Source organism: Stenotrophomonas sp. 96582_Sma (assembly GCF_056480905.1).
In genome coordinates, this window is record NZ_CM151122.1 from 3,725,850 (window position 1) to 3,749,069 (window position 23,220).

Annotated in this window: 15 protein-coding genes; 4 read left to right on the forward strand and 11 right to left on the reverse strand. The window is 68.3% G+C overall.

Annotated features, from left to right (window positions below; translation table 11 throughout):
• Positions 1–29: 29 nt before the first annotated feature.
• Together bioA and ACZK2R_RS17440 are read left to right on the forward strand one after the other, a co-directional pair.
• Complete coding sequence (bioA, locus tag ACZK2R_RS17435; protein ID WP_049400404.1) at positions 30–1,421, forward strand: adenosylmethionine--8-amino-7-oxononanoate transaminase; 1,392 nt, start codon at positions 30–32, stop codon at positions 1,419–1,421.
• Positions 1,412–2,149, forward strand: a complete 738-nt coding sequence (locus tag ACZK2R_RS17440; RefSeq protein WP_049422147.1) for a 16S rRNA (uracil(1498)-N(3))-methyltransferase — start codon at positions 1,412–1,414, stop codon at positions 2,147–2,149. Before bioA ends, ACZK2R_RS17440 begins: the two co-directional genes overlap by 10 nt.
• 108 nt (positions 2,150–2,257) lie before the next feature.
• Here ACZK2R_RS17440 and ACZK2R_RS17445 read toward each other — a convergent pair whose 3' ends face one another.
• The 7 genes from ACZK2R_RS17445 to pilG form a co-directional block, all read right to left on the reverse strand.
• Positions 2,258–2,722, reverse strand: coding sequence for a chemotaxis protein CheW (locus tag ACZK2R_RS17445; protein WP_049400402.1), 465 nt, complete (start codon positions 2,720–2,722; stop codon positions 2,258–2,260).
• Positions 2,719–4,059, reverse strand: a complete 1,341-nt coding sequence (locus ACZK2R_RS17450; protein WP_125895866.1) for a chemotaxis protein CheB — start codon at positions 4,057–4,059, stop codon at positions 2,719–2,721. Before ACZK2R_RS17450 ends, ACZK2R_RS17445 begins: the two co-directional genes overlap by 4 nt.
• The gene (locus ACZK2R_RS17455; protein ID WP_478487436.1) at positions 4,046–10,744 is read right to left on the reverse strand and encodes an Hpt domain-containing protein; all 6,699 of its coding nucleotides are present in this window, start codon (positions 10,742–10,744) and stop codon (positions 4,046–4,048) included. Before ACZK2R_RS17455 ends, ACZK2R_RS17450 begins: the two co-directional genes overlap by 14 nt.
• A gap of 100 nt (positions 10,745–10,844) precedes the next feature.
• Positions 10,845–12,881, reverse strand: a complete 2,037-nt coding sequence (locus ACZK2R_RS17460; RefSeq protein WP_032130100.1) for a methyl-accepting chemotaxis protein — start codon at positions 12,879–12,881, stop codon at positions 10,845–10,847.
• Between the two features lie 41 nt (positions 12,882–12,922).
• Entirely contained in the window at positions 12,923–13,453 is a 531-nt protein-coding gene (locus ACZK2R_RS17465; protein ID WP_049400398.1) for a chemotaxis protein CheW, read from the reverse strand.
• Positions 13,453–13,815 carry a response regulator gene (locus ACZK2R_RS17470; protein WP_005410717.1) on the reverse strand — a complete coding sequence of 121 codons (363 nt, stop codon included), beginning with the start codon at positions 13,813–13,815 and terminating at the stop codon, positions 13,453–13,455. The genes ACZK2R_RS17465 and ACZK2R_RS17470 overlap by 1 nt, the downstream gene beginning before the upstream one ends.
• A gap of 18 nt (positions 13,816–13,833) precedes the next feature.
• Positions 13,834–14,235 (reverse strand): twitching motility response regulator PilG, encoded by a 402-nt coding sequence (pilG, locus tag ACZK2R_RS17475; RefSeq protein WP_005418455.1) that lies wholly within the window; start codon positions 14,233–14,235, stop codon positions 13,834–13,836.
• A gap of 240 nt (positions 14,236–14,475) precedes the next feature.
• Between pilG and gshB the strand changes: the two genes are divergently transcribed.
• Positions 14,476–15,423, forward strand: coding sequence for a glutathione synthase (gshB, locus tag ACZK2R_RS17480; RefSeq protein WP_012511876.1), 948 nt, complete (start codon positions 14,476–14,478; stop codon positions 15,421–15,423).
• On the forward strand, positions 15,423–16,307 hold the full coding sequence (locus ACZK2R_RS17485) for a TonB family protein (RefSeq protein WP_478487438.1): 885 nt from the start codon (positions 15,423–15,425) through the stop codon (positions 16,305–16,307). Before gshB ends, ACZK2R_RS17485 begins: the two co-directional genes overlap by 1 nt.
• A 574-nt stretch (positions 16,308–16,881) precedes the next feature.
• Here the strand turns inward: ACZK2R_RS17485 and tsaB are convergent.
• The 4 genes from tsaB to mrcB form a co-directional block, all read right to left on the reverse strand.
• Positions 16,882–17,595, reverse strand: a complete 714-nt coding sequence (gene tsaB, locus ACZK2R_RS17490; protein ID WP_180837847.1) for a tRNA (adenosine(37)-N6)-threonylcarbamoyltransferase complex dimerization subunit type 1 TsaB — start codon at positions 17,593–17,595, stop codon at positions 16,882–16,884.
• Between the two features lie 9 nt (positions 17,596–17,604).
• Positions 17,605–19,653 (reverse strand): DNA repair helicase YoaA, encoded by a 2,049-nt coding sequence (locus ACZK2R_RS17495; RefSeq protein ID WP_180837846.1) that lies wholly within the window; start codon positions 19,651–19,653, stop codon positions 17,605–17,607.
• A gap of 578 nt (positions 19,654–20,231) precedes the next feature.
• Entirely contained in the window at positions 20,232–20,771 is a 540-nt protein-coding gene (locus tag ACZK2R_RS17500) for a hypothetical protein (protein ID WP_180837845.1), read from the reverse strand.
• Positions 20,768–23,206 carry a penicillin-binding protein 1B gene (gene mrcB, locus ACZK2R_RS17505; protein WP_032130201.1) on the reverse strand — a complete coding sequence of 813 codons (2,439 nt, stop codon included), beginning with the start codon at positions 23,204–23,206 and terminating at the stop codon, positions 20,768–20,770. The genes ACZK2R_RS17500 and mrcB overlap by 4 nt, the downstream gene beginning before the upstream one ends.
• Positions 23,207–23,220: the final 14 nt, after the last annotated feature.

Here is a 23,220-nt window from a genome sequence, read left to right on the forward strand (position 1 = left end):
GCAGGCAGCAACATGTTCATGAGCCCGAAATGCTAGCAGACCCAACCCCCTCCCCGCTGGCCCGCCATTGGCGGCAGCGCGACCTGCAGGTGCTGTGGCACCCCTGCACGCAGATGCGCGAGCATCCGGATACCCTGCCGCTGGTGCCGATCGCCCGCGGCGAAGGTGCCTGGCTGATCGACCACGACGGCAATCGCTATCTGGATGCGGTCAGCAGCTGGTGGACCAACCTGTTCGGTCATGCCGAACCGCGCATCGGTGGTGCCATCGCCGCCCAGGCCACGCAGCTGGAACAGGTGATGCTGGCCGGCTTCGGTCATGAGCCAGCCATCACCCTGGCCGAACGCCTGCTGGCGCTGGCGCCGCGGCAGCCCGGCCGCGAGCCGCTGGCCAAGGTGTTCTACGCCGACAACGGTTCAGCTGGCGTGGAAGTGGCGCTGAAGATGGCATTCCAGTACTTCCAGAACCGCGGAGAGCCGCGCCGCACGCGCTTCATCGCGCTGGAGAACGGCTACCACGGCGAGACCCTGGGCGCGCTCGCGCTGGGCGACATCCCCCTGTACCGCCGTGTCTATGCACCGCTGCTGGCCGAAGGCCTGTTCGCGCCCTCGCCCGACGCTTACCTGGCCGAGCCGGGCCAGAGTGCGGCAGATCGCGCGCGGCAGGCCGCGGATGGACTGGCCACGCTGTTCGACCAGCACCCGGGCGAGATCTGCGCGGTGATCCTGGAACCGCGCCTGCAGTGCGCCGGCGGCATGCGCATGCACGACCCGGTGTACCTGCAGCGCGTGCGCGAACTGTGTGATGCGCACGGTGCATTCATGATCGCCGACGAGATCGCCACCGGATTCGGCCGCACCGGCACCCTGTTCGCCTGCGAGCAGGCCGGGGTGATGCCGGACCTGATGTGCCTCTCGAAAGGCCTGACCGGCGGCTTCCTGCCGCTTGCCGCGGTACTGGCCACGCAGGCCCTGTACGACGCGTTCCTCGACGACTCGCGCGAGCGCGCCTTCCTGCATTCGCACAGCTACACCGGCAACCCGCTGGCCTGCGCGGCCGCGCTGGCGACGCTGGACATCTTCCGCGACGACGATGTGATCGCGCGCAACCGCGGCATCGCCTCGGTGATGGGCACGCTGGCGGCACCGTTCAGCGACCATCCGCACGTGGCCGACGTGCGCCAGGCCGGCATGGTGGTGGCCTTCGAGCTGTCGCGCGATGGCAACAAGCGCACACCGTTCGACCCGGCCATGCGGCTGGGCCTGCACGCCTACAAGGCCGCGCTCAAACGCGGCGTGGTACTGCGCCCGCTGGGCGATGTGCTGTATTGGATGCCACCGTACTGCGTGGACGATGAACAACTGGAGCTGCTGGCACACACCACGCTGGCGGCGATTGACGAGGCGATTGCATGCGCGTGACCCGCTGCCCCATCGACCTGGCGCTGCACAGCGGCCAGACCGTGACCCTGCCGGAAGAGACGGCCAACCATCTGGTACGGGTGATGCGCCTGCGCGAAGGCGATACCTGCGTGCTGTTCAACGGCGACGGCCATGACTACAGCGCCACGCTGACCGTGGCCGGCAAGCGCGAAGTGCAGGTGCGCATCGACGCCGTGCAGGCCATCGACAACGAATCGCCGCTGACGATCACCCTGCTGCAGGGCATCGCCCGTGGCGAGAAGATGGACCTGATCCTGCAGAAGGCCACCGAGCTGGGCGTGGCGGCGATCATTCCGGTCAACGCCGAGCGCACCGAGGTGAAGCTCGATGCAGCACGCGCCGAGAAGCGCGTGGCGCACTGGAACAACGTGGTGACCTCAGCCTGCGGCCAGTCCGGGCGCGCGCGCATTCCGCAGGTGGGATCCCCGCTGTCGCTGGCGCAGGCGGCAGCGGCGCTGCCGCCCGATACGCTGCGGCTGACCCTGGACCCGCTGGGCACACATCGCTTGTCGACGCTGGCGGCCGCTCCGGCAGGCGGCATCGTGATCGCGATCGGCCCGGAAGGTGGCTGGTCGCCGCGCGACCGGGATCAGTTGGCGGCGGCAGGATTCCAGGGCCTGCAGCTGGGCCCGCGCATCCTGCGCACGGAAACGGCCGGCCTGGCCGCGATTGCAGCACTGCAGGCGCGGTTGGGGGATCTGGGGTAAGGCCCGATTCCTGGTAGTGCCGGCCGCTGGCCGGCAACCGCATGATTCCGTGGATGCCGGCCAGCGGCCGGCACTACCAGGAATTCAAAATGCCCGGCGGATGTCCGATCAGGCCGCCAGCGAATCCAGGGCAGCTTCCAGCGCGTCCAGGTTCGGCAGCAGCGCGCTCTGCTCGCCCAGCAGCACACGCATGTGCACGATGTCCGGCAGGGTTTCTTCCGAGGCGTCAGCCAGCAGGCCGTCGCGCGGCACCGAAATCAGCTGCGGGAAGTTCTGCGTCAGCAGCGCGTAGTACGGACGCTGCGCGTTGCCGCTGAGGGCCTTCAGCACCACCACCTTGTTGTGGCCGCCCACGGCTTCTTCGCCCAGTCCCGAAAGACGTGCGAACGACACCAGCGGCACCTGCCAGCCATGCCAGCCGATCTTGCCGACCAGCCAGCGCGGCGCATCGGAGACCGGCTGCACCGGCACGCGCGACATCATTTCGGCCACGGTGGCATTGGGCAGCAGCACGCGCGCGTTGCCGGCCTGGATCAGGACGCCACGGATTTCGTCATTGCTGGCATAGCTCATGGTGCTTCTCCGTTGTCGTCCTGCTCACCCCAGCGCGCGGCAATCGCCTGCGCCAGTTCCTGCGGTTCACCGGCCACCATGCCGGCAGCAACCACCGCCGTGGCTGCAGCCGGGTCGTAGCAGCCCTCGCCCACCTGCCCGGCCACCCATGCACCAGCGGCGGCCAGATCCAGCGCCGGACCAACATGCGCAAGGTCAGCGCCGCTGAGCAGGACCAGCGCGGTGTGGTCAGCTGGCAGCGCGGCAATCGAGATGCCCTGTGCGTCGCTGATGAAATGCAGGCCATCACCGGCCGCCTGCACGCCGATGTCATCGGCCAGCACGTGCACTTCACCGGGCGTGGCGCGCTGACCGGCTTCAGCCAGCTGCACCGGCAACGGCGACACCCGTGCCATCTGCTTGACCAGGTTGCCGTAACGACCACCATCCAGCCGCATGTGCACCAGCACCGGCACGGCCAGCGACGCCGGCAGTGCGCCGAGCAGGCGCCGCAGCGCATCCGGGCCACCGATGCCGGCCAGCACCAGCAGCGATCCGGCGCGCGCGCCGACCGGCGCGGCAGCGTCCAGATCGACCAAGCTCAGGTGATCGGTATCGAACGAGGGCGGTGCCGCTTCGACCGCAGCGATGTTGGCAGCAGCGGCCGGTGCATCCACCACGTCATCGACCAGCGACCAGGCGGTGTGGTCGAAGGAGACCGGCGGTAGCGGCGGTACTGCGGACGCGGTCTCTGCCAGCGACGGCAGTGCGGGGGCCTGCAGCGGCTCAGGCACCACCGGCTGCAGCGCGGCCAGCGCCTGTTCCAGCGCGATCGGTTCGTGCAGCTGTGCAGGCGGCGAGTACAGAGTGTCAGCGGGGACCTCGTCGGCCCAGCTCAATGCCTGCTCCAGGTGCGGCTGCAGCGCTTCTTCCTGCGGCGCCGGTGCCGGTGCCGGGTGGCCCGGCTCCAGCTGCAGGCTGGGTTCTTCTTCGGCCCCCGGCGGCAACACCTGCTGGTGGCCATGCAGCTTGGCGGACAGATGACGGCCCCAGCGCTGAGCCTCCCAACCATCACGACGTGCAGCCAGTTCGGCCTCGTCGAAGACCAGGGTCAGACCCGGTGCGGACAGCACCGCTTCCAGGCGCTCCAAGGCGTCCTCGATGGCGGCTTCCAGCGCGATCACCACGAACTGTGGGCGCGCCTCCTGCAGGACCCGCGCCTCCAGCGTGTTGGGATCATCTTCCAGCACCAGCTGCACATCGGCGTGCGACAACGCCTCACGCAGGCGCTCACGCGCCGCGCCGGGACGGGCCAGCAGGGCCACGGCCGGAGCCGCTTGGGTTTCACTCACGGACACGGGCGATCCCCAGCAGGTCGTACACGTTACGCATCAGGTCCAGTTCCTGGTACGGCTTGCCCAGGTAACGCTGGACACCGATCTCGAAGGCGCGCTGGCGGTGCTTGTCACCGCTGCGCGAAGTGATCATCACGATCGGCACGTCCCTGTAGCGCGGGTCGGCACGCATCGCGGTGGCGAGCTCGTAGCCATCCATGCGCGGCATCTCGATATCCAGCAGCATCAGGTCCGGCACGCGCTCTTCCAGGCGTTCCAGCGCTTCCACGCCGTCGCGGGCGACGCTGACCTCGAAGTTGTGGCGTTCGAGGATGCGGCCGGTGACCTTGCGCATCGTCAGCGAGTCGTCGACCACCATCACCAGCGGCACCTGGCGCTCCTGGCGCGGTGCGTTGGCCAGCACAGGCAGCGTCGGGTTGGCGAGGAAGCGGCGCACCAGCGGCGCCACGTCCAGGATCACCACCACGCGGCCATCGCCGGTGATGGTGGCACCGTAGATGCCCGGCACCGACGCGATCTGCAGGCCGACCGGCTTGACCACGATTTCGCGATTACCCAGCACCTGGTCGATCGCCACGGCGGCACGCAGATCACCGGCACGGACCAGCAGCAGCGGCACCTGGTCCTGGCCATCGGCACGCGCCGGGGCCTGCCCGACCAGGCTGCCGAGGTCGTACAGCGGATAGTCTTCGCCGCTGTAACGGTAGCTGCTGTCGGCGGCTTCGAAACGCTCGCGCGACAGGCGGCCGATACCACTGACCGAGGCCACCGGCACCGCGAAGGTGGTTTCGCCGATCTGCACGAACACCGCCTGGGTGACGGCCAGCGTCTGCGGCAGGCGCAGGGTGAAGCGTACGCCCTGGCCCCGCACCGACTGGATGTCGACCGAGCCACCGAGCTGGCGCACTTCGTTGCGCACCACGTCCATGCCCACGCCACGACCGGCCAGCTGGCTGACCTGGTCGGCGGTGGTGAAGCCGGACGCGAAGATCAGGTTGTCCAGCTCCTGCTCGTTCGGCTGCGCATCGGCGGCCAGCAGGCCACGGTCGATGGCGCGGCGGCGGATCGCCTCGCGGTCCAGGCCAGCACCGTCATCGGCCACTTCCAGCACGATTTCCGAACCTTCGCGGTGCAGGCGGATGGCGATCTCGCCCTCCTCCGGCTTGCCGGCGGCGCGGCGCTGTTCCGGCGCTTCCAGGCCATGGGCCACGGAGTTGCGCAGCATGTGTTCCAGCGGCGCGACCATGCGGTCGAGGACGTTGCGGTCCAGTTCGCCGTGGGTTCCTTCCAGGGTCAGGTGGACCTGCTTGCCGGTATCCATGCCGGACTGGCGGACCACGCGGCGCAGGCGCGGCACCAGGCCATCGAACGGCACCATGCGCGCGCGCATCAGGCCATCCTGCAGCTCGGAGCTGACGCGCGACTGCTGCTGCAGCAGCGAATCGTACTGGCGCGACAGATCGTCCAGCACGCCCTGCAGGCCCCCCAGGTCGGCCGCCGACTCGTTCAGCGCACGGCTGAGCTGCTGCAGGGTGGAGAAGCGGTCCAGCTCCAGCGGATCGAACTTCTGGTCGGCCTGGTCCTGCTCGCGCTGGTAGCGGGCGACGATCTGCGCCTCGGTTTCCAGGTCGAGTCGCCGCAGCTGGTCGCGCAGTCGCGCATTGGTGCGCTCCAGTTCGCCCATGGCACCACGGAAGGCACCCAGCTGCTGTTCAAGCCGCGAGCGGTAGATCGCCACTTCACCGGCATGGTTGACCAGGCGGTCGAGCAGGTCGGCACGCACGCGCACCTGCTCCTGCTGCGGACGCGCCAGCGGATCTTCATCGACCACGCCCTCGGCCGGAAGCGGAGCCGACAGCGGCGCTTCGATCGGGGCCGCCAGTGGGCCCGCGGCCTGTGCGGGCACGGTCTCGATCTCGCTGGCCGCACGCGCGGCCGCAGCGGCTGCGGCGATATCGATGGTGGTGCGGACCTCGAAGGCTTCGACCAGATCCTGCGCCGGCTCCACCACGCGGTGCGCGCCGGTGCGGGTGAGCAGCTGGTGCAGGCGGTCAAAGCCACGCTCCAGCAGCTGCACGTCGCGACGTTCGATCTCGGTACGGCCAGCGGCCACCGCCTCCAGCAGCGATTCGATGCTGTGGCCAAGGTCGCCGATGGCATTGATGCCAGCCATGCGTGCGCCACCCTTCAGGGTGTGCAGATCACGCTGCAGGCCGGCCAGCACCTCGCGGTCCTGCGGTGCATCGCGCAGTTCGCTGATCAGGCCATCGCAGTGGTCGAGCAGGTCCTTGCCTTCCTCGACAAAGATATCGACCAGCTCGCGGTCGTACACGCTGAAGTCGAGTGCATCGGCGCCGTCTTCGGCATCCGCCGCAACAGGTGCCTGCTCGTGGTGCGGCGCACGCGGCACGATGTCGGTCGCTGCAACCTGTGCATCGGTATCGACCGTGCCCTGGCCCGGTGCGTCTTCCATTTCGAAGAAGCGCACCGCAGCAGTGCCGCCCTGCGGCGCCTCTGCGGTGATCTCCTCAATCACCGTCGCCGGGGACGGCTGATCGGCGCTCTCTCCTTCACCGACCGCCGCCTCCCCGCCGACGTCCGCATCCTCGGCAAAGGCATCTGCCTCACCCGGCGCGAGTTCGCTGGCCTGGAGGCCGATCACGGGCCATTGCCCGTCGTCGTCCAGGGTCTGCTCCTCCTCGATCACGTGCAGGCCGGCCTCGAGCGCGGCTGCCAGCGTGACCGGTTCTGCAAAACCCGGCACAGCCATTTCATCCTGCAGGCTCGACAGCTCGCTGTCGAGTGGCAGTGCAGCAGCGTCGTCAATGACGTTGTCATCGTCACTGTCCGAATCAAACGGCAACGGCGTATTCAGGTCGATCGCGTCAACTTCCGCAGACACCGGCAACTCTTCCGCGTCGCGGTCATCCACCGGCAGCGCACTGGCGTCGAGGTACGGCGACAGATCGTCCGCCATGGTCAGGTCAGCGTCGTCGACCGTCGCGATCGCCGGCACGGCATCTGATTCGTCCTGGGCGACATCAGGCGCACTTTCAATCGGCTGGATCGATTCAATCGCGCCGGTGTCGTCCGCGGCAGGTTCACCTTCGCCCGGCACCGACGGCCAGCCGGCGTCGAAGTAACGCGAAAGATCGTCGCTGGCGGTCAGCTCACCCACGTCCAGGCCGCTGTCGGCTGCGACGTCCAGCGCCTCCAGCCCGGTTGCAGCTGGAACCGGTTCCAGCGCATCTTCGGCATGCGACTGCGGCTCGGCAATGAGATCGGTCGCCGCATTGAAAGCGGACGGCATGCTGGTTTCGTCCAGCGTGTCCAGCCCGGCCAGCGGCGCTTCGGCCGCGGATGCCTGCTCGGCATCAGGCGCCAGCTCGACGCCCTCTTCGTCCTCGTCTTCCAGCGCGAACAGCGGCCAGCGCGCTTCCGGCAGCTCGCCGGCCAATGCCTGCAGCCGCTGCACCAGCGCGCCCTGCGGAACAATCCGCGGCTGTTCGGCCTGCAGCGCCTCCATGGTCGCGGTGATCGCCTGCGCGGTCGCATCCAGTGCGGCTACGCCCTCGTCGCCAGGCACCACGTCGGCGGCCAGGGCGCGCTTGATGTAGGACTCGGCACCGCCGGTGACCGCCGTGATTTCCGGCACTTCGGTCATCGCGAAGGCGCCGTTCATGGTGTGCACCGCACGCAGCAGTGCGTCGCTGACCGGCTGCGGTGCCTGCTGCGCCGAGCGCAGCCATTCCTGCAGGGTCGCCTGGTGGACTTCGACCTCGGCCTCAAGGATCTCGCGCAGTACGCTGTCGATGTTGGCCGGGGTACCGGCGTCTTCCGCCACCGCCGTGGCATCGGCCTGCGCCGACGCAGCGGCCTCGGCTTCCAGCAGGCGGCTGATTTCGTCTTCGCCTTCGGACTCGGCCAGTGTCGCTGCCGGTGCGGCCGCAGCCGGCAACGGCACGTAGAAGGTCTCCTCGCCGGCACCGACCCGATCGGCAATGGCCTGCATCGCCTGCAGGTCCACGCTGATGCGCTGGCCATGGCGCAGCGCGGCGTTCAGCTGCGGCAACGCGGCATGGGCGTTGTCGACCATCGCCAGCACCGCCGGAGTCGCCGGGCGACTGCCATCGAGCACGCGATTGAGCATGCCTTCGATCTTCCAGGCGAACTCACCCAGGGTGCGTGCACCCACCAGGCGGCCACTGCCCTTGAGGGTGTGGAAGATGCGGCGGATCGGCCGCAGCCGATCCATGTTGTCCAGCTGCATGCGCCATGCCGGCAGCAGCGTGCCCAGGTTGGCCAGCTCGTCGTCGAACTCTTCCAGGAACACCTCGCGGATATCCTCGTCGATGTTCTCGGCATCGTCGTCGAAGCCGGCCTCGAAGCCGGCCTCGGTCCCGGCCACGACCGGGATGTCCGCAACGGGCGGAGCCGCCATGGCCTGCGGATTGAAGTCGGCCGCCGCGGCGCTCAGCTCGGCGAAGAACTGCGCGTCGGCTTCGCTGAAGTCGATGGGCGCGATGGTGTCGATATCAATCACCGACACCGCCGGTGCCGGTGCCGGTGAATCGGAGACCGGCGTCAGCACCTCGGCCATCGGCGCGGGCACGTCCTCCTGCACATCCGCCGGAACCGCGTCCGCTTCGGCAACGACAGGGCTTTCGTCCACCCGCACGGGTGCAGCGGGATCGACGATCTCCAGCGCCAGGTGCAATCCGGCATCGTCGTCCAGCGACAGCGTCTCCATCGCGTGCAGCGACAGCACGTCGTCGGCATTGTCCAGCGCATCGGCGTCGAAACGGAACACCACGTCGTCACCAGCGGCGACCACATCGTGCTCGGCAGCCACCGGGTCGAACACGGGCGCAGCAACGTCAGCGGTGTCGAAGGGCACCGACGCGTCGACGTCATCCTCGACATCCATCACAGCCACATCGGCCAATGCCGGCGGTGTTGCCTCCGACAGTGTCCACTGCGGCGCCGGTTCCACGCTGGTTTCGGCCCGTTCGAAACTGACCGGGTCGAAGCTGGCGAAGGTCGGACTGCGCTCGTCTTCGGCACTCGCGGTCGGCTCGGAGTCCGGATGGAACGGTGCGAGATCCCATTGCGGTACCTCGGGCGCAGGCGCGCTGGACGCGGCGAAGACCAGCGGTGCATCCGCGTCGTCATGCAGCGACAGCGGTGTGGAGGCGACACTCCCCAGCGCCCCGAACATCAGGCGGTTGTCCACCACCTCCGGTGCAGGCGCGGCCGGTGGCGGATCGAAGGTGAATTCCGGCAGCGGCACCGGCACCGTGCCGGCGGCGGGCGCGGCCGGCTGCACCGGAATCTCGATGGGCTCCGGCTCTACCGGCTCGGCCTGCAGCGCGATCGGCTCGCGGTCCACCAGCAGCGATGCGAACGGAATCGGCGCGGCGGCAACAGGCGCCACCGCATTGCGGTCCGGCAACGGCCAATAGCGCAACGCTTCAAGGCTGCTGCGGGTGATGTCGAGGATGTCCTCGCGGCCCGGGCGGCGGTCGCGCAGAGCCTCGAGGTAGTACTCCAGGCTGGCCATGGCATCGGCCAGGGTGTCCAGCTGGCGGCCACTGGGCACGCGCTGGCGACCGATCAGCTCGGCTTCGATGTACTGCTGCACACCGCGCAGGTAATCGGCGGCGGTGTTCAGGTCGAGCATGCGCAGCGCACCGGACACATCGCCCAGCAGGCGCGGCACGTCCTGCAGCTCGGCATGGTTCCAGCTGGTTTCAATGAAAGCGACGAAATGCTCGCGGGCGGCGGCGAAGTTGGCGATGGCCTCATGTGCCAGCACCTCCACCGTGCGCCGGTTCTCCATCGCGCTGGGGTCATCTTCGCCACTGCCGCCGGCGCCCAGATGGGCGACCTGGTCGTCCAGCGACGCGTCCACGTAGAGCAATGCGCCGGCGATATCCAGCAGCAGGTTCTCGTCGATCTGCTGGCGCCCTTCGACCACGCCACGCAGCGCATCGCGCTGCTGCACGACCACCCCGCGGGCAACGCCCAGGCCCATCATGCCCAGCGTATCGGCCACGGCGCCAAGTTCGTTGGCCTGGGTCTGCAGCTGTTCGGGCGCACCGCCAGTACGCAGGTGCAGGTCCAGCGCATCCTTGATACGCAGCAGTTCTTCCTTCACCGCGCTGCCCACGGTATCCAGCAGCTCGCGGTTGCGCCCGCTCAGGCTGCCACGGGCATGGTCCAGCTCGGCCTCGGTGGCGCTGACGCTGTCCGGCGCGAACGCCAGCAGCACGCTGTCATGCACCCCTTCTTCGCCCCGCGCGGCACGGATTTCGTTGAGCAGCGGCATCAGCACGATCGGAATGTCGCGGTGACCGTTCTGCAGGCGCTCCAGGTAATCGGGCAGCAGCACGCTGCCGCGCATCAGGGTCGCGCAGGCTTCATCCCGATCAGCCACGCTACCGGCGCCGATGGCATTGGCCAGCTGCTCCAGCTCCTCGGCCACCATCGCCGGGGCGTACAGCTCGACCATGCGCAGGGTGCCCTGCACCTGGTGCAGGTAGCCGGCGCAGATGCGCATGCGGCTGGCGTCGGTCGGGTCTTCGGCGTAGTACTCGACTTCGTTGCGCACCTGGCGCAGGGTCTCGTCCAGCTCGGGCTTGACCCAGCCCAGCGCTGCGTGGCTCATCGCATCGCGCAGACTGCTCATGGACGCGCTCCGTTCGCCGCCGCGCGGAAGCCGCGCGAGTTCTGGCGTGGGGAATGGAAATGCTTCATCGACTGGTTCCTTGCTCGCCGCCCTGCCCGCGTCACGCCGGCAGCTTGAAGTCGGCGACCGAACGGCGCAGGTCGGCCGCCAGCTGCGCGAGGTGACCGATCGATTCGGCGGTCTGCCCGGCACCCTGCGAGGTCTGGCCGGTGATCTGCCGGATCACGCCCATGGTGCGGGTGATGTCCGAGGCCGCAGCCGACTGCTGCTGGGCGGCGATGGAGATGTTCTTGATGAGGGTGTTCAGTGCATTGGACACGCGCTCGATTTCGGTCAGTGCGGTGCCGGCGTCCTCGGCCAGGCGTGCACCGGACACCACTTCGGCGGTGGTCTGTTCCATCGAGGTGACCGCTTCGTTGGTATCGGCCTGAATGGCCTGGACCAGGTTCTCGATGCGTCGGGTTGCGCCCGAGGTGCGTTCTGCCAGGCGCTGCACTTCGTCGGCCACGACCGCGAAACCGCGGCCCGCTTCACCGGCCGAAGCCGCCTGCACCGCCGCGTTCAATGCCAGGATGTTGGTCTGCTCGGAAATGTCGTTGATCAGTTCCACGATCGAGCCGATTTCCTGCGACGACTCGCCCAGGCGCTTGATGCGCTTGGAGGTTTCCTGGATCTGGTCACGGATCTGGTCCATGCCCTGGATGGTCTCGCGCACCACGCCGGCACCTTCGGCGGCGATCACCACCGAGCGCTGTGCCACGTCGGCCGACTCGGCCGAGTTGCGCGACACCTGTTCGATGCTCGCCGCGATTTCACCGATGCGGTCCGAGGCCGAGGTGATCTGGTTGGCCTGATGGCCCGCCGCCTCTGCCAGCTGCATGGCGGTGGCCTGGGTTTCCTGGGTGGACAGCGCGACCTTGGCCGAGGTGTCGTTGATGGTGGTCACCAGGTGGCGCAGCTCGTCCACCGCGTAGTTGATCGCGTCGGCGATGGCGCCGGTCATGTCCTCGGTCACCGAGGCCTTCACGGTCAGGTCGCCCTCACCCAGCGAGGAGATTTCGTCCAGCAACCGCATGATCGCCTGCTGGTTGCGGCTGTTGAATTCCACCTGTGTCTGGTAGCGCAGTTCCTGCTCGCGCGAGCGGCTGCGCACGTTGGTGGAGACGAAGCCGATGATCGCGATCAGCGACAGCGCACCGGACACCACGCCGATCCAGAAGTTCGGGAACAGGCGGGTATCGGACACCGAGCCGAACGAGGAGAACGCCTCGAACAGCTTGCGGCTGTCGTCCAGCATGTGCGCCGATCCCTGGCCCAGCGCGGTGGCGGCGGACTGGGCGGCGAACAGCTGGCGCGAGCTGGCCAGGATCGCATCGGCGTCCTGCTTCATCGCTTCCCACTTCTGCTGCGACTGCTCCAGCGCGGCCACGGCGGCGGCACCGCGCACGGCGGTGATGCCCAGTTCCTCGTTGCCGTTGCGCAGGCCGTCGAGCACCTGCGAGAACACGGTGATGTCGCGTGCCAGTGCATCGCCCGAGGTGGCAGCGGCGCTGCCACCGGCACGCATTTCGGTCACGCGGCGGGCCATCGAACCGGCCACCACGACCTGCTGCAGTGCGCTGTACACCTGCGACGACGGCGCGCCCGAGGCGGACATCGCGCGCACCAGCTCGTTCAGCTGGGCCTGCAGGCCCGGCACCGCGCCGGTGAAGTTGTTGGCATTGCCGGCCAGCGCCAGCACCGCCGGTTCACTGGCAACCAGCTGCCCGGCCTGCTTGCCCAGCGGCGCCCAGGTCTCGGCCAGGGTGGCGATCGCACCGGACACGCCCGGTTCCTTGCCGTAGCGTCCCTGCAGGGTCGACACGTTCTGTTCGATCGCGTTGCGGGTGGCCTTGAAGGCAGTGAACGCCTGCGCGTTGCCGCCCACCGCATCACGGCCCTGGTTGGCCAGCTGCTGTGACAGCACCTGCAGGTCGGCCGCCTTGGAGCCGGCATCGGCCAGGCGACTGCCCTGCCAGGTGGCGACGCCGGTGTTGACGCCGAACAGGATCATCGATGCCAGCAGCAGGAACAACCAGAGGTTGCTGCCGCCCAGCCGCAGCTTGCCGGTCTTGGTGGCGTCCGAAGCAGTACTCATCGTTCAACCTCGATCTTCAATGCAGGGGGCGATGCCCGGCCTCAGGCCGCGGCTTGCCGGAATTCAGGGGTACGCGACAGCAGCGAGAGCGAGAACACGCCCCAGTCGTGGCCGTCGGCGTGGAAGGCGCGATCGACGAAGTGGCCGTAACGTCCTTCGGCCAGCGTGCCGGCCGCGATCTGCTGGTCCAGTTCGAAGCTGCGCTGGCCGAACAGTTCATCGATGGTCAGCGCGACGTCGCCACCCGACTGGCGCATGATCAGCACGCGCTGGCCTTCCTGCTGCACGGTGCGCGTGCCTTCCAGGAAGTACTTCAGGTCGACCACCGGGAACAGGTTGCCGCGCAGGTTGCCCACGCCCAGCAGCCACGGCTGCGCGCACGGCACCGGGGTCACCGGCGGCATCGGCACGATTTCCACCACTTCGCGGAAATCGGATACCAGCCGGCGCTGGCCGACGCGGTAGCCCACGCCACGCCAGAGGTCCTGGGCGAACTGCCGCTCGGGCAGCTGCACCGCATGGGCCAGGCTGCGCCGTTCATAGGCTTCGAGGATGTCGAAGGGCGAGCGCATCAGGCCACCAGTTCGTTGATCCGCGCGATCAGTTCATCCTCGCGCGGCGGCTTGACGATGTAATCGGCTGCGCCCTGGCGCAGGCCCCATGCCTTGTCGGTTTCCATGGCCTTGGTGCTGACGATGATCACCGGGATGTGCTTGATCGCCGCATCACGGGCCATCGCGCGGGTGGCCTGGAAGCCGCTCATGCCGGGCAGGACCACGTCCATCAGCACCAGCTGCGGCACCTGGTCGCGGACCAGCTGCAGTCCATCCTCGGCGTTGTCCGCTTCCAGCACCTCGTGGCCGGCACGGCGCAGCCACTGGGTGAACACCGCGCGGTCGGTCGGTGAATCCTCGATCAGAACGATACGAGCCATTGTGCCTTTCCCCCCTGGTCAGGCGTTGACGTATGTGCGGATGGCACCCAGCAGTTCTTCACGCGTGAAAGGCTTCGTCAGGTACTGCTCCGAGCCGACGATGCGTCCCCGCGCCTTGTCGAACAGGCCATCCTTGGACGACAGCATGATGACCGGGGTCGCCTTGAACAGCTGGTTGCCCTTGATCAGCGCACAGGTCTGGTACCCGTCCAGGCGCGGCATCATGATGTCGACGAAGATGATCTGCGGTTGCTGGTCTGCGATCTTCGCAAGCGCTTCGAAGCCGTCGGTGGCGGTGACCACCTCGCAACCTTCGCGCTTGAGCAGCGTTTCCGCAGTCCTGCGGATGGTCTTCGAATCATCGATGACCATCACCCGGAGTCCTGCGAGTTCCCCGCCCGCAGTCGTGTTTTCAGTCATTGCCTATCCCCAAGCGCACGGCCCGATCTCTGGCGGGGGCCGCTACGAAAGCGTATCTATATCGCACTTTCCGCGCCCGCTTCAAGGCCGCCCCATGGCGCGGGGCATGGCACCCTCCTGAACGTGACGGGTTTCGCAATGCGTGCGCGACCGCCGGGCGGACGCTGCGTTGCAGTACGGCGGGGAGGCGCGCGACCGGCGTTGCCGCTACCATCAACGCCTTGCCAGACAGGTGCGCCCATGCCGTTGAACGTCATCGTGGTGATGGACCCCATCGCCCACATCAAGATCGCCAAGGACACCACCTTCGCCATGTTGCTGGAAGCCCAGCGCCGCGGCCATGCCCTGCACTACGTGCGCCCGGGCGGGTTGGCCCTGGAAGGTGGCGTAGCGGTGGCCCAGACCGCACCGCTGCAGGTGCGCGACGACCCGGCCGGCTGGTATGAGCTGGGTGCGTTCAGCCGTACCGAGTTCGGTCCCGGCCAGATCGTGCTGATGCGCAAGGACCCTCCGGTCGACGCCGAGTACATCTACGACACCCAGGTGCTGGACGTGGCCGCCGCTGCCGGTGCCTGCGTGGTCAACAACCCGCAGGGCCTGCGCGACTACAACGAGAAGCTTGCCGCCCTGCTGTTCCCGCAGTGCTGCCCGCCGACCCTGGTCAGCCGCGATGCCAAGGCGCTGAAGGCCTTTGCCCTGGAACACGGCCAGGCGGTTCTGAAGCCGCTGGATGGCATGGGCGGCCGCTCGATCTTCCGCAGCGGCCAGGGCGATCCGAACCTGAATGTGATCCTGGAAACCCTGACCGACGGCGGCCACAGGATGGCGCTGGCACAGAAGTTCATTCCCGACATCACCGCCGGCGACAAGCGCATCCTGCTGGTCGATGGCGAACCCGTCGACTACTGCCTGGCGCGCATCCCGCAGGGTGATGAATTCCGCGGCAACCTCGCCGCCGGTGGCCGCGGCGAAGGCCGCCCGCTGAGCGAGCGCGACCGCTGGATCGCCGCCCAGGTCGGGCCGGAGATGAAGCGTCGCGGCATGCGCTTCGTCGGCCTGGACGTGATCGGTGATTACCTGACCGAGGTCAACGTGACCAGCCCGACCTGCGTGCGCGAACTGGACGCACAGTACGGCCTGAACATTGCCGGCACCCTGTTCGACGCACTCGAGGCCGGCCTGCGCTGATGTCTGCCGCACCTGCCGTACTGCCCCCGCCGCCGCGCGAAGCGCAACGGCTGGGGGCGACCATCGCGCTGTCGGTGCTGGTCCACGCCCTGCTGATCCTGGGCGTGGGCTTCGCCGTGAAGGGCGATGCACCGCTGGTGCCGACGCTGGAAGTGATCTTCAGCCAGACCCGCACCGCACTGACGCCGAAGCAGGCTGATTTCCTGGCCGCAGCCAACCAGGAAGGCGGTGGCGAACACGACCGCGCACAGCGTCAGCGTGACAACCAGGCCGGCATCGTGCCGCAGGCCCAGTCCGGAATCAGCCCGATTCCGCAGCAGCAGCAATCGGCCGCACCGGTTCCGCCGCCGCAGGCGCGGGTGGTCAGCAGCCGCAATGGCGAAGAGGTGGTCGCGCAGGCGCAGTCCCGGCCCACGCCGGATCAGCCCGAACCGGACGCACCGCTGAGCGCGCGCGAGCAGCGCGATGTGGAAATGGCCCGCCTGGCCGCTGAAGTGCACCTGCGCTCGGCGCAGTACGCCAAGCGTCCGAACCGCAAGTTCGTGTCGGCCAGCACGCGCGAATATGCCTATGCCAACTACCTGCGTGCCTGGGTCGATCGCGCCGAGCGCGTCGGCAACCTGAACTACCCGGACGAGGCCCGGCAGCGCCGCCTGGGTGGCCAGGTGGTGATCAGCGTGGGGGTGCGCCGCGATGGCAGCGTGGAAAGCAGCCGGATCCTGCGTTCGAGCGGGACGCCGTTGCTGGATGAGGCCGCACTGCGGGTGGTGAAGCTGGCGCAGCCGTTCCCGCCGTTGCCGAAGACCGAGGATGAGATCGATATCCTGCAGGTCACGCGCACGTGGGTGTTCCTGCCGGGCGGCACCCTGCACGACGACCGGTAGGGTTCTGTTGCCCGGGCCTGCGGCCCGGGACCCGCTGAACGTCAACGTCAACGTCAAAGGCGGCGGTTGGACTGTGGATTTGGTGTGGCGGGGTGGCTGGGCAGGAGACGCCGTAAACCCATCCTTGGGGGCTCGATGGCGCCTTGCTCGTGCGCGCTGTCCTGCGCACACGGCAAGACCGGGGTTGGGCATCCTTCCCAACCCGCCCGAGGCATGCCTCGGGCCCATGGCGCCAACGGTCCTGCCCAGCCCCCCCGCCCCACCTCTGACAGATCCCGGCGCATCGCGTCCCGCTCCGCTGTTGGTAGGTGTCGACCTTGGTCGACACACATCCACGCTATGCGTGGATGCGAGCGAAGCGATCCGCTTTTGACTTTGATTTTCTTTTGATTTTCCGTGGCGGACGCACACGGAAACTGTCAGAGGTCGGGCGGGGTGGGTTCGCGGGGGTATCCGCGCCATGGATGGCGCGGCTAAGCCCCCAGGGACGGGTTCACGGCGTCCCCCGCGAACCCACCCCGCCCGGCCAAGCGCGGCTTTTGATTTACGCGATCCCCCCCCCGCCACGAGGGGCTCAGCCGTTGGCCTTCGCCTTCGCCTCGCGCGCGGCCTGTTGCTCGACCAGGGTCAGTGCCACGTTGTCGCGCAGGTACGCCGGCTCGACCTTCTCCGGTGCGATGGCTTCGCCGCGGGCGAAGGCCGGCACCGCCAGTGCCAGTACGTCCGACGCGCGCGGCAATGCGGCGGCATCGAATCCACGCAGGCCAGCCCCAAGTTGCGCCACCAGTGTGCCCTCGGCTGCGCCGAAACCGGTACCCACACCGTAGGCGGACAGCCCTTCCGGCAGCGATACCGCAGCGGGTGCGCATACGCGCTCGGCATCACGCGCCACCGGCAGGCCGTCCACGCGCTCGAAGCGGGCAACGTAGAGTTCGCCCATCCGCGCATCGATCGCCGACAGGATCTGCGTTTCCTCGGCCGGTGCCCGCAGCGCCAGCACCTGCAGCGTCGAGACCGGCAGCAGCGGACGGTCCAGTGCCAGTGCGATGCCCTGGGCGATGGCAATCGCTAGGCGCACGCCAGTGAACGCACCGGGGCCGCGACTGAGCGCGATGCCGTCCAGCTGGCGGCGGCTGATGCCGGCGTCGGCCAGCAGCGCCTCCGCCCACGGCAGGCTCAGTTCGGCGTGCCGGCGCGGGGCGATCTCGAAGCGTTCCAGCACCTGCCCATCGACATGCAGGGCAACGGAACAGGCTTCGGTGGCGGTTTCAAAGGCGAGCAGTTTCATCGGATCGGGTCAGAACAAGGGGAACGTGGCACCGGGCGCCGGCTCGGGGCCGGTCGCAACAGCGACTGGGGCAGCCGCATCATCGGCCGCAGGCGACCATTGTGGCGTAAAGAAGGCCTGCACATCGGCCAGGCTGCGAGTACGCCGGAACGGCGGCAGCGAATCGAGGAAGACCCGGCCATAGCCACGGTTGAGCAGGCGCGGGTCACACAGTACCAGCACGCCACGGTCGCTCTCGCTGCGGATCAGGCGGCCGACGCCCTGCTTCAGCGCGATCACCGCCTGCGGCAATTGCTCGTCGCGGAACGGATTGCCGCCCTGGCTGCGGATCGCCTCCAGCCGCGCCTCGTACACCGGGTCATCCGGCGCCGCGAACGGCAGCTTGTCGATCATCACCACGCTCAGCGCTTCGCCGACCACATCCACGCCCTCGCGGAAACTGGCCGAGCCGAGCAGCACGCCATTGCCCGATTCACGGAAGCGCTGCAGCAGCGTCGCGCGCGGCGCCTCACCCTGCACGAACAGCGGCCACGGCCCGTCGCGCAATGCCTCGGCGGCCTCACGCAATGCACGGTGCGAGGCGAACAACAGGAAGGCCCTGCCCTGCGAGGCCTGCAACACCGGCCGCAAGGTCTGGATCAGCGCGGTGCCAAACCCGCGCGCCGCCGGATCGGGCAGGCCTTCGGGCAGGTAGCACAGCGCCTGCTCGGGCCAATTGAACGGGCTTGGCTGCACCAGCGTGTGCGGATCGTCCAGGCCCAGGCGGGTGGCGATGTGATCGAAACCACCGCCCACGGTCAGCGTTGCCGAAGTGAAGATCCACGCGGCACGGCTGCGCTCGCGATGCTCACGCAGCGGACCGGACACATCCATCGGCGTGCGCTGGCAACGGAAACCACGCGGCGTAAGCTCGTACCAGAGCACATCGGCCGCACTGCTCGCTTCCGACGGATCGGTGTCGAAATCGAGAGTGGGTTCGTCATCGCCCAGCCAGCGGCTGAGCCGCGAGACCGCCTCGCGCGCCCGCGCATGACAGGCATCCAGACCCGCCGCCGCTTCGCGCAGCGGCTGCAATGCCTGCTCCAGGTTCACCAACCCTGCCATCACCGTATCGAATCCGTCGCGCACCTGTGGCATCGCCAGCGCGCGCCATTGCGTGCCACGCGGCGGCAGTCCCTCCATCGCCGAACGCAGCGCCAGCAGCGCCTGCTGCAACTGGTCGACCGGTTCCTGCAGCGCCGACTGCGCGCCGCCGACACCGCGTGCTTCAGCCAGGCAATCGCGCCCGAGCTCCTGCCACGGGCGCATGCCAAAACCCTCGCCGAAGAACTGCGCGGCCAGTTCGGGCAACTGGTGCGCCTCGTCGATGACGAAGGCCTGGGCGCCCGGCAGCAGTTCACCGAAGCCATCCTGCTTCAGGGCCAGATCGGCCAGCAGCAGGTGATGGTTGACCACCACCACATCGGCAGCCTGTGCACGCTGCCGCGCACGCACCACGAAGCAGTCATCCCAGAACGGGCAATCGGTGCCCAGGCAGTTGTCGACGGTGGAGGTGACCATCGGCAGCAATGGGGAGTCGTCGGCCAGCCCGTCGAGCTCGGCGATGTCACCGAACTCCGAGCGACCGGACCAGGCCAGGATGCGCTGGAACTGCGCCGCCTGTTCAGGGCTGGAAAAACGCGGCTCGCCGCGCGCCTGCTGCAGGCGATAGCGGCACAGGTAGTTCGCACGCCCTTTCAGCAGCGCACTGCGCAGGCCGACCCCGAGTGCTTGACGCACCCGTGGCAGATCGCGGTGGTAGAGCTGGTCCTGCAGCGCGCGGGTGCCTGTGGAGATGATGGTGCGCAACCCGGACAGCAGCACCGGCACCAGATAGGCAAACGTCTTGCCGGTGCCGGTACCGGCCTCGGCCAGCAGCAGATCACGCTGCTGCAGCGCATCGGCGATGGCTTCGGTCAGGTGCAGCTGTGCCGGACGCGGTACGAATGCATCCAGGTGCGAGGCGAGCGCGCCGCCGTCGCTGAGGGCTTCGCGGCTGGCATGGACAAGGTCGGACATCAGAGGGAAAGGATACCCGGCCGGGCGCTGCCGGGCACCCGTTTCAAGCCAGAGCCAGAGCACCAGCAACGGCAACGGTGTTGTTCACGGCTCTGGGTTTCTGCGTGCAGGGTGGGGCGGGAGGGGCAGGCAGGACACGCCGTAAACCCATCCATGGGGGCTCGATGGCGCCATCCATGGCGCCAACGGTCCTGCCTGCCCCTCCCGTCCCACCCTCGACAGTTTCCCGGTGACGGATGCACGGGCGGTGTAGCGTCGAGCTTGCTCGACTGGGATTTCAGAAGCGGTGGGTGGAACAGGAAAGAAGAATGACGGCGAGTGCGCGCAGCGCGCGACCCGCTCTTGATCTGATTTTTTCTTTTCCGTGGCTGGACGCACACGGAAACTGCCAGGGGCCGGGCGGGTGGGCTGCGCAGGGGCGTGAGCCGCATGGATGCGGCGACCGAGCTTACACGGACGTACTTGCAGCGCCCCCTGCGCAGCTCACCCGCCCGGCCCACCTCGCCGACCCGCAGTCGAGCAAGCTCGACTCTACGCAGTATGCCCAGCCACGAGGGGCTGCGCCGTTGGCCGGAAACTCAGTACCGCTTGATCCCCGGCACGGTGCAGCCTTCCAGCTGCGCATGCGCCGACACCGCATTCTCCTTCTCGCCGCGCGCCAGACGCGACTGCTCGATCGTCGCCCAGTGCCGGCGGCACAGCGGCCCGGTCTTCGAGCCCAGATCCACCGCCTTGCGCGCGAACGTCTCAGCCTGTGCCCATTGGCCCTGCAGCAGCGCCAGCTCGGCACGCTCCTGCAACACCGCCGGGTCACCGGCCACGATTTCCAGCGCGTGGTCCAGGCTGCTGGCGGCACCGGCCAGGTCGTTGGCCTGGCGCTGCGTCTGTGCGGTCACCCGCAGGTCTTCCACCTGCGAATCACGCAGCGGCTGCACCGACAGCTCCTTGTCGTCCGGACCTGCGGCCGCATCCACCGCAGCCAGGCGCTGTGCCGGCGTAGTGGTATCAACCGGCGGCTTGGCCACCGGCGGTGCGCTGCTGACGCAGGCGGCCAGGGCCAGGCTGAGGCCGGTCAGGGCCAGGGGCTGCAGCATGGATCGCATGTTCATCGGCATCATCGGCTCGGAGGAGGAGTGGCGGCGGCGGGCGCCGCAGCAGGTTCAGCAGGCGGCTCAGGCTTGCGGTCCAGGCCGAACCAGCTACGCCAGCCACCGCCCTCGCCTTCGGCACCCTGCCCGTCCGGCGACACCGCCGGCGCACACGGTGCATAGGCCGGCGCGTAGCCCACCACGAACGGGAAACGACGCGCGCCCGGACAGCCTTCATCCGTGCTGTTGAGTCCGGTCGGCGCCACCGACTGCCAGTCCAGGCCCTTGTTGCTGACCCGCAGCGGCGCACTCGGCAGGCGCTGGAAGATGCCCGACCACACCCGCATCGCACCGGTGGCACCGTACAGGCCGGCCTGCTCGTTCTGGTCGTTGCCGATCCAGATCACCGCCAGATGATCGCCGGTGTAACCGGCGTACCAGCTGTCACGGCCATCGTTGGTGGTACCGGTCTTGCCGGCCGGCTGCAGGCGGCCGAGGCCATCGGCGTTGAGCCGCTGCGCGGTGCCGCTGGCAACCACCTGCTGCAGGCCGACACTGATCAGGTTGGCGGCAATCGAGTCGCCTTCCTGGGCCGGTGCCGGGGTCTTGTCGTAACGCTTGAGCAGCTTGCCCTGCGGATCGAGCACGCCACGCACCGCATGCAGCGGCTGGATTTCGCCACCGGACGCGAGGAACTGGTACAGCTGGGCCATCGCGTACGGGCTCTGGTCGGTCGAACCGAGAATCACCGCCGGATTCGCCTCGGCCTTGATGCCGGCCAGCACGTGGATCAGCTGGGTCACGCGCTCGGGGCCGACCTGCATGCCCACGCGCACCGTGGCCTGGTTGTAGGAATGCGCCAGCGCGTCGATCAGGCGCACGGTGCCGTGGCTGCGGTTGTCGGCATTGCCGGGATTCCAGTTGCGGCCGCGGCCGAGCTGCACGGTCACCGGTGAATCGTCGACCCAGCTGGCCAGCGAGTAGCGGTCCGGCTGCGCCAACGCGAGCAGGTACACGAACGGCTTCAGCAACGAGCCGACCGGGCGCTGTGCTTCGATCGCACGGTTGAAGCCGACCTCGGACACTTCACGGCTGCCGATCACCGCCAGCACGTCACCGTTGTGCACGTCGGTCAGCACCATGCCGGCCTGCAGTTCGGGGCGACGCTTGCTCTCCAGCGACTTGATGGTGCGGGTCACCGCGCCTTCGGCATAGGCCTGCGCGGACGGCGACATACCGGTCATCACGCTCAGGCCGGCGCCCTGCAGGGCAGATTCCGGATAGTCGTGACCCAGTTGGCGGCGGACCAGATCGACATAGGCGGGGAAGCGGTTGGCGGCAACCAGGCCCGGCGTCTTGGGCACGCCCAGCGGGGCCTTCAACGCACGCTGGTACTCGGCGTCATCGATCAGCGTGGCTTCGTGCAGTTTGCCCAGCACGAAGTTGCGGCGATCCAGCGCGCGTTCCGGATTGCGCCGCGGGTCGTAGAAGGACGGGCCCTTGACCAGGCCGATCAGCAGCGCGATCTGCTCGGTCTCCAGCGACTGCAGGTCGCGACCGAACCAGAACTCGGCGCCAGAGGACATGCCATGGATGGCCTGGCTGCCACGCTGGCCCAGGTACACCTGGTTGAGGTAGGCCTCGAAGATGGTGCGCTTGTCGTAGCGCGCTTCCATGATCAGCGCGTAGAGCACTTCGTTGAATTTGCGGGTAACCGTCTGCTCCTTGCCGATGCCGAGCAGGCCGCTGCGGGCCAGCTGCTGGGTCAGCGTAGAGGCGCCCTGGCGGCTCTGGCCACCGGAGCGGATGGTTACCCACACCGCGCGCGCGATGCCGGACAGGTCGATGCCGTGGTGGCGGTTGAAGTCCTTGTCCTCCACCGCCTGCAGGCCGGTCACCAGCAGGTCCGGCGCCTCGTCCATGCGGATCAGGCGGCGTTCTTCCTGCTTCTGGCCGTACAGGGTGGCGATGCGGGCCGGGTCCAACCGCGCGGCCTTCAAGGCCTTGCGGTTGTCGGCGTCGCGCAGCGAGGCGACCGCACCATCGGCCAGTGACAGCTCGAGCCGGCGCGGGGCAACCCGGCCATCGACGTCGTTGTAGCCGCGGCTGGAGATGACGAAGCGCCCGCCGTTCACCGCATAGGTGGCCGGCTCCTTGCCCTGGCCGTCATCGCGGTAGGCGGAGGCGGCCAGCTCGGTCTTCAGCGTGGATGCATCCATCGCCTTGCCGGGGGTGAGCACCAGCGGGCGCGCGTAGACGCGCGTCGGGATCTGCCAGCGCAGCTCGCCGAAACGCTGGGTCACCTGCTGGTTCAGGTACAGCGTATAGGGAATGAGGAAACCCAATCCCAACGCGACCGCAGCCATGCTCCAGGTGATCAGCCGGCGCCGCCACAGCGGGCCGTTGTCCTGCTGGTCGTCGTCGTCGAAATCGTCGATGTCGTCGGAATCGTAGCGTCGGGGCACGGGAATGCGAGAAT

Excerpts from the sequence above, each read along its gene's own strand:
- bioA (WP_049400404.1), top strand. The coding sequence starts at position 30 with ATGCTAGCAGACCCAACCCCCTCCCCGCTGGCCCGCCATTGGCGGCAG.
- ACZK2R_RS17440 (WP_049422147.1), top strand. The coding sequence starts at position 1,412 with ATGCGCGTGACCCGCTGCCCCATCGACCTGGCGCTGCACAGCGGCCAG.
- ACZK2R_RS17445 (WP_049400402.1), bottom strand. The coding sequence starts at position 2,722 with ATGAGCTATGCCAGCAATGACGAAATCCGTGGCGTCCTGATCCAGGCC.
- ACZK2R_RS17455 (WP_478487436.1), bottom strand. The coding sequence starts at position 10,744 with ATGAGCAGTCTGCGCGATGCGATGAGCCACGCAGCGCTGGGCTGGGTC.
- ACZK2R_RS17460 (WP_032130100.1), bottom strand. The coding sequence starts at position 12,881 with ATGAGTACTGCTTCGGACGCCACCAAGACCGGCAAGCTGCGGCTGGGC.
- ACZK2R_RS17465 (WP_049400398.1), bottom strand. The coding sequence starts at position 13,453 with ATGCGCTCGCCCTTCGACATCCTCGAAGCCTATGAACGGCGCAGCCTG.
- ACZK2R_RS17470 (WP_005410717.1), bottom strand. The coding sequence starts at position 13,815 with ATGGCTCGTATCGTTCTGATCGAGGATTCACCGACCGACCGCGCGGTG.
- pilG (WP_005418455.1), bottom strand. The coding sequence starts at position 14,235 with ATGACTGAAAACACGACTGCGGGCGGGGAACTCGCAGGACTCCGGGTG.
- gshB (WP_012511876.1), top strand. The coding sequence starts at position 14,476 with ATGCCGTTGAACGTCATCGTGGTGATGGACCCCATCGCCCACATCAAG.
- ACZK2R_RS17485 (WP_478487438.1), top strand. The coding sequence starts at position 15,423 with ATGTCTGCCGCACCTGCCGTACTGCCCCCGCCGCCGCGCGAAGCGCAA.
- tsaB (WP_180837847.1), bottom strand. The coding sequence starts at position 17,595 with ATGAAACTGCTCGCCTTTGAAACCGCCACCGAAGCCTGTTCCGTTGCC.
- ACZK2R_RS17495 (WP_180837846.1), bottom strand. The coding sequence starts at position 19,653 with ATGTCCGACCTTGTCCATGCCAGCCGCGAAGCCCTCAGCGACGGCGGC.
- ACZK2R_RS17500 (WP_180837845.1), bottom strand. The coding sequence starts at position 20,771 with ATGATGCCGATGAACATGCGATCCATGCTGCAGCCCCTGGCCCTGACC.